The sequence below is a fragment of the Pseudomonas sp. LBUM1661 genome, from assembly GCF_059695925.1.
In genome coordinates, this window is the sequence record NZ_CP166794.1 from 5,721,386 (window position 1) to 5,734,462 (window position 13,077).

Sequence of the window (13,077 nt, forward strand, 5' to 3'; positions counted from 1 at the left end):
AGTCCTGGGAAGGGCAAGGCAGACGTGTGCGCAGACAATTGAAGGCCTAAGGATTATACGGGCGCGGCCGATATAAAAGTCCGGAGCTGCCATACGTCGGCGCTCATCAAAAAAATAGTGGCCATATGATGTCAATGGCGCTGTTTCTCATGCAAAATTGCAGATTGTAGCGGCCGCATCCAGGAAGGGCCGCAGCCTAACTCAGGAATTTCACATGCCACGCCCCACTGGTTACAGCTATAGCACGACTTCTTCACTGACCGGATTTGGACCGATTGACAGTCTTATCTCCGGTTTCCAATGGGAAAGCACCAAGTGGAACGTGCCTGGGGCTGTGACCAGCCTGACGTATAGTTTTATATCACCCTCCACCTCCAAGTTCGCCTACAGCTACAGTGCCGACAATGAGTACAAAGACATGTACGCATTGACGGCGGCGCAGCAGACGGCGGCCACCGGTGCACTCGCGGCATGGAGTGCCGTCGCCAACATCACCTTCCAGCAAACCTCCGAAACTTCGTTCAATGTGGGCGATATACGCTTCGGTGGTTATGCGCAGCTCGACGACGACGCGGCTGCCTGGGCTTATTACCCGGCCGATACCCCTAATGGTGGCGACGTCTGGATCGGACCGAATACCAACGACCTGACGCCTGATAAAGGCAGTTATGATTTCATGACGTTCATCCATGAAACCGGTCATGCCATCGGCCTCAAGCACTCGTTCGCGCCGGGCGGGGCAAACTGGACCACGCTCGATCCGTCGCTGGATGACGTTGCACTGACCGTCATGAGCTACAACAACAATTACTCTTACTTGCCTACCACCCCGATGCTGCTCGACATTCTGGCGATCCAGAGCCTCTATGGCGCCAATAATAATTGGATGACGGGCAACAACGTTTATTCCTGGGCACCGACCCAATCGGTGTTCGAAACCATCTGGGATGCCGGCGGTAACGATAGTATCGACGGCAGCAATCAGTTGGCCTCGGTGCGCATCAACCTTAACGAAGGTCAATTCAGCCAGATCGGCAAAGCGTTCACCGACCAGAATGGCGATGCTTTCAATGAAGGGCTGGCGATTGCCTTTGGCGCGAAGATTGAAAACGCCTATGGCTCGGCGTTTAACGACTCGCTGATAGGTAACGCGATGGGCAACTTGCTGAATGGCATGGCGGGTGCGGATACCCTGGATGGTGGGGCTGGCAATGACCTTTACTTCGTCGACAACATCGGCGATGTGGTCATCGAACGTGGCACTTCGCTCGCGGAAATCGACACGGTCTACTCCTACATCGACTACACGTTGACCAGCAATGTCGAGGCCCTGTCACTGGTAGGTGGCGCCAACCTCAACGGTACCGGCAACGCCCTGAACAACGTGATCACCGGCAACTTCGGCAACAACATCCTGAACGGCGGCATCGGTGCTGACCTCATGATCGGCGATGTCGGTAACGACACCTACATCGTAGACAACATCGGCGACTCGATCTTCGAGGCCAGCACACTGGCCGGTGAAATCGACACCGTACTGTCGTCGGTGAGCTACACCCTGAGCAACAACCTGGAGAACCTCACGCTGACCGGCGCTGCCAATATCAATGGCATCGGCAACGCCCTGAACAACGTGATCACCGGTAACGATGGCAACAACCAGCTCAATGGCGGCGCCGGCCTGGATACAATGATTGGCGGCAAGGGCAACGATGATTATGGCATTGATCAGGCAGGCGAGTTGGCTCTGGTCCAGGAAAATGCCAACGAAGGCACCGATACCCTTTACATCTTCTATAACGCCACGGCACAGACCAGCACTGTCGACCTGAACCTGAGCAATCTGCAGAACGTCGAAAATGTGCTACTGCTCGGCAGCGGGGCCTTTACCGCACTGGGCAACAACCTGAACAACAACTTGACCGGCAATGCTCAGGGCAACCTGCTCAATGGCATGGCGGGCGCGGACACCCTGGATGGCGGCGCCGGCAATGACCTTTACATCGTCGACAACATCGGTGATGTGGTCATCGAGCGTGGCACTTCGCCCGCAGAAATCGACACGGTCTACTCCTACATCGACTACACGTTGACCAACAATGTCGAGGCCCTGGCACTGGTAGGTGGCGCCAACCTCAACGGCACCGGCAATACCCTGAACAATGTGATCACCGGCAACTTCGGCGACAACATCCTGGACGGCGGTATCGGTACGGACATCATGATCGGCGACCTCGGTAACGACACCTACATCGTCGACAACATCGGTGATGTGGTCAGCGAGACCAGCACCCTGATCAGCGAAATCGACACCGTGCGCTCTTCGGTGACGTACACCCTGAGCGCCAACGTGGAAAACCTCACGCTGACCGGCGGGGCCAGCATCAGTGGCACCGGCAACGCCCTGGACAACGTGATCACCGGCAACGCTCAGGGTAACCTGCTCAACGGCATGGCGGGTGCGGACACCCTGGATGGCGGTGCCGGCAGTGACGCCTACATCGTGGACAACATCGGCGATGTGGTCATCGAACTCGGCACATCGCTCACGGAACTCGACACCGTCTATTCCTACATCGACTACACGCTGGGCAGTAATGTCGAGAACCTGGCACTGGTGGGCAGCGCCCACCTCAACGGCACTGGCAACGCCCTGAACAACACCATCACCGGCAACTTCGGCAACAACCTCCTGGACGGCGGTATCGGTGCTGACGTCATGAGCGGCGACCTCGGCAACGACACCTACATCGTCGACAACATCGGTGATGTGGTCAGCGAACGTGGTACTTCGCTCGCGGAAATCGACACCGTCTATTCCTACATCGACTACACATTGACCAGCAATGTCGAGGCCCTGGTACTGGCAGGTGGTGCCAACCTCAACGGCACCGGCAATACCCTGAACAACGTGATCACCGGCAACGTCGGCGACAACATCCTGGACGGTGGTATCGGTACGGACATCATGATCGGCGACCTCGGTAACGACACCTACATCGTCGACAACATCGGCGATGTGGTCAGCGAGACCAGCACCCTGATCAACGAAATCGACACCGTGCGCTCTTCGGTGACGTACACCCTGAGCGCCAACGTGGAAAACCTCACGCTGACTGGCGGGGCCAGCATCAGTGGCACCGGCAACGCCCTGGACAACGTGATCACCGGCAACGCTCAGGGTAACCTGCTCAACGGCATGGCGGGCGCGGACACCCTGGATGGCGGTGCCGGCAATGATCTTTACATTGTCGACAACATCGGCGATGTGGTCATCGAACTCGGCACATCGCCCGCAGAAATCGACACGGTCTACTCCTACATCGACTACACGTTGACCAACAATGTCGAGGCCCTGGCACTGGTAGGTGGCGCCAACCTCAACGGCACTGGCAACGCCCTGAACAACACCATCACCGGCAACTTCGGCAACAACCTCCTGGACGGCGGTATCGGTGCTGACGTCATGAGCGGCGACCTCGGCAACGACACCTACATCGTCGACAACATCGGTGATGTGGTCAGCGAGACCAGCACCCTGGCCGGTGAAATCGACACCGTGCGTTCCTCGGTGACCTTCGCCTTGGGCGCCAACCTGGAAAACCTCACGCTGACCGGCACAGCCAACCTCAACGGCACCGGCAACGTGCTGAACAACATCATCACCGGCAACGTCGGCAACAACCTCCTGGACGGCGGGGTCGGTGCGGACGTCATGATCGGCGACCTCGGTAACGACACCTACATCGTCGACAACATCGGCGATGTGGTCAGCGAGACCAGCACCCTGATCAACGAAATCGACACCGTGCGCTCTTCGGTGACGTACACCCTGAGCGCCAACGTGGAAAACCTCACGCTGACCGGAGGGGCCAGCATCAGTGGCACCGGCAACGCCCTGGACAACGTGATCACCGGCAACGCTCAGGGTAACCTGCTCAACGGCATGGCGGGCGCGGACACCTTGGATGGCGGCGCCGGCAATGACCTTTACATCGTCGATAACATCGGTGATGTGGTCATCGAGCGTGGCACTTCGCCCGCAGAAATCGACACGGTCTACTCCTACATCGACTACACGTTGACCAACAATGTCGAGGCCCTGGCACTGGTGGGCAGCACCCACCTCAACGGCACCGGCAATACCCTGAACAATGTGATCACCGGCAACTTCGGCGACAACATCCTGGACGGCGGTATCGGTACGGACATCATGATCGGCGACCTCGGTAACGACACCTACATCGTCGACAACATCGGCGATGTGGTCAGCGAGACCAGCACCCTGATCAACGAAATCGACACCGTGCGCTCTTCAGTGACGTACACCCTGAGCGCCAACGTGGAAAACCTCACGCTGACCGGCGGGGCCAGCATCAGTGGCACCGGCAACGCCCTGGACAACGTGATCACCGGCAACGCTCAGGGTAACCTGCTCAACGGCATGGCGGGCGCGGACACCATGGATGGCGGTGCCGGCAATGATCTTTACATCGTCGACAACATCGGTGATGTGGTCATCGAACTCGGCGCTTCGCTCACAGAACTCGACACCGTCTATTCCTACATCGACTACACCCTGGGCAGTAATGTCGAGAACCTGGCACTGGTGGGCAGCACCCACCTCAACGGCACCGGCAACGCCCTGAACAACACGATCACCGGCAGTTTTGGCGACAACCTCCTGGACGGCGGTATCGGTGCCGACGTCATGAGCGGCGACCTCGGCAACGACACCTATATCGTCGACAACACCGCTGATGTGATCGTCGAGAGCAACGCCCTGGGCGGTGGGATCGACACCGTGCGCTCTTCGGTGAGCTACACCCTGAGCGCCAACGTCGAGAACCTCACGCTGACCGGCACAGCCGACCTCAATGGCATCGGCAACTCCCAGGGCAACGTGATCATCGGCAACGATGGCAATAACCAGCTCAATGGTGGCGCTGGTGTTGACACCCTGATCGGTGGCAAGGGCAACGACGACTACGTGCTTGATCAGGCCGAAGAACTGTACATGCTCCAGGAAAATGCCAACGAAGGCATCGATACCCTAATCATCGCCTACAACTCCGTGATCCAGCCCACGGGCTCGCCGAGCATGGTCGACCTGAACCAGACCAAGCTGCAGAACATCGAGAACGTGCTGTTGCTCGGCGCCGGTGAGTTTACCGTCATAGGCAACAACCTGAACAACACCCTGACCGGCAACAGTGCTGACAACGTCCTCGTTGGCGGCGGCGGTGCGGACACCCTGATCGGCGGCGCCGGCAATGACAGTTACGACGTCGACAACGTCGGCGATGTGGTCATCGAAACCAGTACCTTGGCCAGCGAAATCGACACCGTTTATTCCACCGTCGATTACACCCTGGGCGCTAACCTCGAGAATCTGATGCTGGGGGGCAGTGGCAACCTCCACGGCACCGGTAACGCCCTGAATAACGTAATCAACGGCTACATCGGCGACAACGTCCTGGACGGTGGCCTCGGTGAGGACATCATGAGCGGCGGCGATGGCAACGACACCTACATCGTCGACAACTTTGGTGACGTGGTCGTCGAGACCAGTGCCCCGGCCGGTGGGATCGACACCGTGCGCTCTTCGGTGAGCTACGTCCTGGGCGCCAATCTGGAGAACCTCACGCTGACCGGCACAGCCGACCTCGAGGGCTTTGGCAACGCCTCAAACAACGTGATCACCGGCAACGACGGCGACAACCGGCTCAATGGCGACGCCGGTGTGGACACCCTGATTGGTGGCAAGGGCCACGACAATTATTACCTTGATCAGGCTGGCGAACTGGCTCTGGTCCAGGAAAACGTAAATGAAGGCACCGACACCCTGAACGTCGTCTTCAACGCTTGGGCACAGACCACCGTCGACCTGAACCTGAGCAATCTGCACAACGTCGAAAACGTGATGTTGCTCGGCAACGGGGCTTTCACGGCCCTGGGCAATAGCCTGAACAACACCCTGACCGGCAACTTCAATTCCGACACCCTGGACGGTGGCGCTGGTGCCGACATCCTCACCGGCGGCGCGGGTGCCGACAAGTTCGTTTTCAGTGCTGTGAGCGACATGGGCACAGGCGTCAATCGCGATATCATCACCGACTTCAGCAGTCTGCAGGGCGATAAAATCGATCTGACGAAGTTCGACGCCAACTTGCTGAGCGGTGGTTTCAATGGCTTCAGCTTCATTGGCGCCGGTGACTTTACCGGTGCAGGCCAACTGCGTTTTGTCGACCATGTGCTCTATGGCAACGTCAATGGCGACCTGGGCGCGGACTTCGAAATCCAGTTGGTAGGCGTCAACACCTTCAGTGCCAACGATTTGACCGCATAACACCGGCAACACAATGAAAAACGCCCCGACTGGTTCGGGGCGTTTTACTTTGGTGAGTGCGCCAGGATCAACTAACCCAGCACCCCTAATTCCTTGGCTCGCGCCACTGCCTGCGTGCGCCGTTCAACCCCCAGCTTGCTGTTGATATGGCTGGCATGGGTTTTAACCGTGTGCAGGGAGATAAACAGCTGATCGCTGATTTCCTGGTTCGAGCAACCTTGAGCGATCAATCTCAGGACCGCCATTTCCCGTGTGCTGAGTTGTTCCGCCGCCGGGCTTGAATCCAGCACCGGGCGAGCAACCAATGCCGGAAGTTTTTCTGCAAGGCTCAGGGAAACGGGCGTTGGCGCACCGAGTTGAAGTTGCCCGCGCAGCCAGTCCGGATGCTCGGTCAACAAGCCGTCAAACGGCTGCAACACGCCCCCGGCCGCCGCTTCCAGTGCCTGGCCCAGGGCCTTGCGTGCCTCAGCTTCACGTCCGCCAGCCAGCAACAACGTCACTTTCTGTGTCAGCGCCATCACGCTGAGCAGCTGCCTGCCGGTTTGCTGTCCGTTCTCCAGCAACACGTTCAGCCGTCCTTCCGCCAGCATTGGTTGCCCCTGGATAACCTCCAGCAAGGCTTGTTGCAATTCAATATGCAGTGGCAGTTGTGGGTGAAATTCCGGAGGCGCTGCCGCGTGTTCGCCGTTGTAGGTCTGGCCCAGACGAGCCAGCCAGGCTTCGGCCAGGTCGATGCGACCCTGGGTCAGCCAGAGTTCGCATTTGACCAGGGTGATCATCGCCAAGTAGTAGATCGGCGGTACGTCCCAGATATGCATCAGCCGTTCGGCTTCGGCGAGCTCGGCAAACGCTTTGGCAAACTCGCCGCTGCTGCCTTCAAGCCGGGCGATCACGCAGTGGCCGATCAATACGCTGATATCGCGACAGGCCCGCGCCTCGCTCAAACCCGCCTGCAACCGCACCCGCGCGGCGTGTGGCTGCAAACGCAGGGCCAGCAAAAAGCCCTCGTACAAGGTCAGCCGGGCGCGCACGGCGTACAGCCGTTGCGGCGATAGCCCTTGCAGGCGCTGAAGCCCTTGACGCACTTCATCCAGCGAACGAAGAATTTCCCCTCGTGCCTGCAACACACGAGCGCGGTCGTAGTGAGCCAGCGCTTCGAACAACGGGTTGCCGACCCGTTGCGCCAACTCCAGGGATTCACGGTTCAAGCCACGTGCACGCCACAAGTCGCCGTCGGCAATGGCCAGGTTGGACAGGGTCGAGAGGCACATCAGTCGCTGGCCGTAACGCTTGCACGGAAGGCTCTCCAGCGCTTCGGCGCAATAGAGCAGCGTCAACTCCCGATTGCCGCGCCCGCGGGCGATGATTCCGCTCAAGGCCAGCCATTGCGCCAGCATGGATTTCTGCGCGGTGGCCGACGGTGCCGGCAGGAAGCGGCTCAAGTGACTGGCCAGCTCTTCGGCGGCGTCGAGCTGACAGGCGAGTCCCAAGGCCCAGCTGTAGAGCACGATCAGCCGTGGCGTGCTGATCAGCAGGCTGTCGGGCAAGTCCATTTTCCAGCGCAGCAACATGCCGACGTTTTGTTCGGCGAGTAGCTGTTCTTCAGAGAGGTTCTGCACCAGGTTCGCCGCGACATCCAGGTGCCCGGCACGCAGCGCCTGCTCCACCGCCTCGTCAAGCAGCCCTTGGGCATTGAACCAGCGACAGGCGCGCAAGTGCAGGCTGGCGGCCGGCACCATCGCCGGCGTGGTCGGCCGGGTGCGCAGCAAGTCGGAAAACAAATGGTGATAGCGATACCAGTGACCGTTTTCGTCCAGCGGCACCAGGAACACTTGATGGGCCAGCAAAAACCGCAGGATCTCGGCGCTGTCATGGGCGTCGCGGACGGCGTCGCACAGCTCGCTGCAAAAGCGCTCCTGGGGCGCCGTGTCGTACAGAAATGACTGCACCTCGGCGGGCAGGCAATCAATGACTTCTTCAAGCAGGTAATCGCGGATCAGCCCTTCCCCACCGTGCAAAGACTGGGGTAACGCGCCATCGGAGCCCGCTTCGGAAGCTGCCAGCAGCCAGAAGCGCAGGCCGGCAACCCAGCCTTCGCTACGCTGGATCAGGTTCTCCAGCGCTTCGCCGCGCAAGGAGCTGCTGTGCCGATCGAGCAAGGTCAAGGCTTCATCGTGGGTCAGGCGCAAGTCCTGCTCATGCAGTTCGAGCAGTTGCCGCGACAGCCGCAGACGCGCCAGATGCCAGTCCGGCCGCTGCCGACTGGTGACCATCACCAGCAAGCCGTCAGGCAGATGATTGAGGAAAAATTGCAGGCAGCGATCAAGCACCGGGCCCTGGGCCAGATGGTAGTCATCGAGCACCAGCAGCAAGGGCGTACTGGTCGACAGGTGCACGGCCAACTCATCGAGCAAGCCGTCCAGCCATTCTTCAAAGGCAAACGGCTGATGCCGCTGACGCATTTTCAGCAGGCCCAATGACTGACTGCCAATTTGCGGAAAATAATCCTGAAGGCCTTCGAGCAGCCGCTCAAGAAAACGGCCTGGGTCGCTGTCTCGCGGACTCAACCCCAGCCAAAGACTTCGCCAGTGCGCCGGCAGGCCCTGACAGAACTCCACCGCCAACGAACTCTTGCCGAACCCGGCAGGCGCACTGACCAGCAACAGCCTGCCACCGAGCCCAGCACTCAGGCGCTCGCACAGACGAGGCCGCAGCACATGGCCGTCGGGCAATGGCGGTCGGAAAAAGCGCCCGTCCAGTGCGGCGACGGCAACGCTTGCAGGGCCTGGGAGTGGAGACAGATCAGTCATGGCCGGCTCTTGTTTGAAATGCTGTTGGCGGCGTTGCAGATGTCCGCAGACTAGCGGTAAACGAAGAGGGAATGAAGGTTATTGCTACAAATGGCTACAAAAAGAATACAAGCAGAAGGCGTCGGCCCGCAGATGAAGTTTTCCTGACAGACCGTGTCGTCCCCTTCGCGAGCAGGCTCGCTCCCACAGTGGATCGCGTTCCCCTTGTGGGAGCGAGCCTGCTCGCGAAGAGGCCATCGCAGACGCCGAAGATCTTCGGGCAAAAAAACGCCCCGAACCAGTCGGGGCGTTTTTCGAGGATGCGGCCTCTGTCAGTGCAGGTTAGCGAACACCCTCCTGACGCAGCGCAGCCGGGGTGAAGTCGCTGGTGGTGGCGGTGAAGCCGAAGTCATACGCCGATTTCTCTTCGTTCTTCATACCCAGCGCCAGGTAACGACCCGATTGCAGGTCGTACAGGGTTTCCAGGGTGTACCAAGGCACTTGCACGTTGTAGTAGTTCTGGGAATGAGCTTCCGCCACACGCCAGAGCTGGTTACGGCCGTCGTAGTGGTCGATCACAGCCGCTTGCCAGGTGTCTTCGTCGATGTAGAAGTCACGCTTGGCATAGATGTGACGCTGACCTTCCTTCAAGGTCGCCACCACATGCCAGACTCGACGCAGCTCGTAACGCGCCAGGTCCTGGTTGATGTGACCGGCCTTGATGATGTCGGCGTACTTCAGCTGTGGCGAGTCGAGCTTGTAGCTGTCGGAGGCGATGTACATCTCCTTCTTGCCTTCGAGCTTCCAGTCGTAACGATCCGGCGCACCGTTGTACATGTCCAGGTTGTCGGAGGTACGCAGGCCATCGGCAGCGGTACCCGGCCCGTCATAGGACACTTGTGGCGCACGACGCACACGACGCTGACCCGCGTTGTAGACCCACGCCGAACGCGGCTCTTTGACCTGGTCGAGGGTTTCGTGCACCAGCAGCACGCCACCGGCCAGACGTGCCGGCGCGGTCACTTTCTGCTTGAAGTAGAACAGGATGTTGCCCGGGTTCGCCGGATCGTAATCCTTCATCTTGTCGCGGAACACGAACTGATCCTGGAAATACACCAGGCTGAACGAGCCGTTCGGCTGCGGCGTGGCCTGGGTCACCAGACGGGTCACGCTGCCACCGCGATAGCGGGTGATGTGGTTCCAGATGACTTCAACGCCGGTCTTCGGAATCGGGAACGGCACGGCGGTTTCGAAGTTTTCCAGACCGTTGCCGCCGGACACCAGGTTGGTGGTGGTGGCGTTTTTCTTGATGGAGGCAAACACGGCATCCGGCACGGTCGCGCCGCGATGCGACGGGTAGACCGGCATCTTGAAGGTTTCCGGGTAGCGCTTGAACATCGCGTACTGGCCCGGTGCAAGTTTGTCCTTGTACTGATCGACGTTCTGCGCCGTGATGGTGAACAACGGTTTTTCACTGGCAAACGGATCGGACAGGAAACCTTTGCTGTCGACGCTGCCAGCGTTCTTCGCCATCGGTTTCCAGGCCGGGATCGAACCGTCGGCATTCCCGGCCATTTCGGCGCCCATCGGGGTCAGGCTCTTGCCCAGTTTGTCCGCTTCAGCTGCAGGGACTGCTGCCATTACGCCGGTCGCCAGCAGCGAAAGCCCCAGAACACCGACGTGGAACAGACTCTTTGTTATTTTCATATGTGTGTTCGTCCTGAAAATACAGTGCTTAGAAGTTCACGCCGAAGCTGAGCGCAACGAAGTCGCGGTCATCCACGGTGGTGTACTTGCCGTCGAAGAAGTTGGTGTATGCCAGGCTCGCGGTGTAGGTGTTCTGGTACTCGGCATCGACGCCCAGGCTCACCGCTTTGCGACCTTCTTCGAAGTTGCCGCCAGGGCCAGGCGAGTAACCGCTCACGTCGTGGGACCAGGCCACGTTCGGCTTGAGGTTCACGCCGGCAAATACGTCGTTGTAGTCCCAGATGGCGCGACCGCGGTAGCCCCACGAAGTGGCCGTGGTGAAGCCTTCGTTGGTGCAATTACGGCTGAGGTTGTTGGTGGCAGCACCTGGACCTGCACCGTTGATGGTGCTGGTGTTGAGGATCGCCGAGCAGGTGTTGGCACCGCCGGTAGGAGGCAGTTCACCCGGACCGTAGACCGGATCGCGGCCATAACGTACGTCGGAGCTGCTTTCCAGGCCGCCGACATGGGTCACGCCCACTTCGCCCACGAGGGTCAGACGGCTCGCGCCCATGACCTGATCGAAGAAGTGCGTCAGGGTGGTCTGGAACTGGGTGACTTCCTTGCGACGATAACCGTGCAGGTCCTGACCCGGTACGCCGGTGAGCAGCGAAGCGTTGCTCAGGGCGCCGCCCAAAGGACGAACACCGGCGAACAGAATGTCGGTGGAGTTGAGCTGCACCGGTGCGTTCGGACGGTAGCTGACCTCACCGCTCCACGCCGTACCGGTAGGCAGGGTGGTGGAGAAGCTCAAGCCGTAGAGGCGGATGTCTTCCGGGTACTCGACGAAGTAATTCGAGTTACCCGCGACCACCAGTGGCGCCAGGGGCCGAAGCGCCGCCGGCAAGGCCGCTGCACGGGCGTAGGCCGCTGCAGGAGCACCGGTGGCGCTGAAGATCGGCGCACGGCTGTGGTAGTTCATGAAGTAGGCACCGAACTCGGTGTCCAGCGGTTCGAACATGTATTTGAGGGACGCGCCCCACTGGCCGCTGTCTCGCGCATCGCGATCCGGGCCACGACGCACCAGCACACCTTCTTCGTTGACGTCGACGCCCAGGGCGGTCAACGGGCCGAGTGCTGCGGCAGGCAGGGTCGAACGCTTGTTCAGCACGCGCAGGTTGTTGTCGCAGCCGTCGGCAATGATGTCTGGCTGGGAGAAGAACGTACCGCAGTTATCGACGACGGTCTGGTCCCATTCCAGCTGGTAGAAGGCTTCGGCCGAGAGCGTATCGGTGAGGCTCTGCGAGACGTAGAACATGTTGACCGGGATCAGGCCTTCCTTGACCTCGGCACCTGGGCGACGGAACGCGGAAACATCGATCGGGTTGATCGAGTTGATGCCGCTGCCGATGAAGGTACTTTCACCCCAGCTCACGACCTGCTTGCCCAGACGCACGGAGCCCGGCTGATCGGCAATGGAGTAGTTGTGGTAGACGAAGGCATCGAGGATCTGTCCGCCAGCGGACTTGGCGCCTTCCTTGCGGTTGCTGTCGCTGATGTCCTTGAACGGACGGCTTTCGTCCTTGAGTTCGAAGTCATACCAGTATTTGCCACGGACGAAGACGCCGGTGTCGCCGTATTTCAACTCGAGGTCATGGATGCCCTTGAAGATTTTCGAGAACGTTTCGCCGCTCTTGAAGTTCAAGTGACCGTCATCGGAAGTCTGGGACAGACCGTGACCACCGTTGTTGACGCCGATGAGGTTCTTGTTGGCGCTCTCGGTCGACCAACTGGCACCGATCGACAGGGATGAGTCGAATTGACCTTCGATTTCACCAACGTTGAAACTGACGCCGAATGCTGGCCCGGCGAGCGTAGAGGCAAGACTGACCGCCAGGGGCAGCTTCGCCCGGCGCCAGAACTGGTTTACTGATGTCATCGACGCTTCTCCATGTGCATTATTGTTATGGCAGTGAGCACTTCTAAAAACGCTGTGGATGACAGGGAACCAAGGTGTCCCAAAGTCATGCCAAAGTTGCATCGCCCCGTTTTGTGCGTTTGCTCCGTTCTTAAAAATCCTTGAGCGGACTATAGCCAGCAGGTAGTACTGCTTGATCCCTCTAAAGTGTGATTTGCAGCTGCCAGCCACTCTGGAACAGTCCTTTCGCCAGTCCGACACCTGTCGGCACGGCAAGGATGGCTCAATTTTCAGATTTGACAAGCCAAGCGCTTGCTTGGTGGGGCTGGCGTGCC

Annotated in this window: 4 protein-coding genes; 1 reads left to right on the forward strand and 3 read right to left on the reverse strand. The window is 59.5% G+C overall.

Annotated features, from left to right (window positions below):
* Positions 1 to 214 precede the first annotated feature (214 nt).
* Positions 215 to 6,349 carry a M10 family metallopeptidase C-terminal domain-containing protein gene (locus ACA057_RS26255; protein WP_497343548.1) on the forward strand — a complete coding sequence of 2,045 codons (6,135 nt, stop codon included), beginning with the start codon at positions 215 to 217 and terminating at the stop codon, positions 6,347 to 6,349.
* 71 nt (positions 6,350 to 6,420) lie between these two features.
* Here ACA057_RS26255 and ACA057_RS26260 read toward each other — a convergent pair whose 3' ends face one another.
* The 3 genes from ACA057_RS26260 to ACA057_RS26270 form a co-directional block, all read right to left on the reverse strand.
* Positions 6,421 to 9,159: a winged helix-turn-helix domain-containing protein gene (locus ACA057_RS26260; protein ID WP_497343550.1), complete on the reverse strand. Its 2,739-nt coding sequence runs from the start codon at positions 9,157 to 9,159 to the stop codon at positions 6,421 to 6,423.
* Positions 9,160 to 9,480: 321 nt separating this feature from the next.
* The gene (locus tag ACA057_RS26265) at positions 9,481 to 10,845 is read right to left on the reverse strand and encodes a DUF1329 domain-containing protein (RefSeq protein WP_497343552.1); all 1,365 of its coding nucleotides are present in this window, start codon (positions 10,843 to 10,845) and stop codon (positions 9,481 to 9,483) included.
* A gap of 28 nt (positions 10,846 to 10,873) precedes the next feature.
* Complete coding sequence (locus ACA057_RS26270) at positions 10,874 to 12,763, reverse strand: DUF1302 domain-containing protein (protein ID WP_497343554.1); 1,890 nt, start codon at positions 12,761 to 12,763, stop codon at positions 10,874 to 10,876.
* Positions 12,764 to 13,077: the final 314 nt, after the last annotated feature.